Source organism: Ruegeria sp. AI3 (assembly GCF_056541245.1).
In genome coordinates, this window is the sequence record NZ_JBQFYA010000112.1 from 1 (window position 1) to 502 (window position 502).

General features: G+C 55.8%; 1 protein-coding gene. It reads left to right on the forward strand.

From position 1 onward, the window contains the following. Positions 1-220: M20/M25/M40 family metallo-hydrolase (locus ACRZ95_RS23335; protein WP_480555806.1), on the forward strand; the 220-nt coding region annotated here is incomplete at its 5' end. Between the last annotated feature and the right edge of the window lie 282 nt (positions 221-502).

A 502-nucleotide genomic window follows, 5' to 3' on the forward strand; every position in this document is an offset into this window, starting at 1 on the left:
GGTGTCCGGTGAGGATCGTGTTTTCGAGAACATGAGCCGGGATATGGGCGCCGAGGATTTTTCGTACATGCTGCAGGCCCGCCCCGGCGCCTATCTGTTTCTGGGGCAGGGCGAGACGGCGGGGCTGCACCATCCGAAGTACAACTTCAACGACGAGATCGCGCCTGTGGGCGCATCGTTTTTCGCGCGGATCGTCGAACAGGCGCAGCCTCTGGGCTGACTGGGGAAAGGTATGGCACTTGAAGCCTCGGAAAACCATGTGGACGAGGTGATATGGCTTGCGAGACTGTCAAAATCCCGACTTTTCGCGATACAAATCATCCACTTTTTTGGCCGACGCAAACTGACGCAAGATGATGGATCACGTTGGACGTAAGGTTTTAACCTTTGGTTAGCCATACATCCGCTATGGCTGGGGCGGGGATCAAACGGGATGGGATTAAAAGGGCATGACTGAGTTCAATCAACCGATCGGCGGCAATGATCTGGCGCGGTTTTCCGG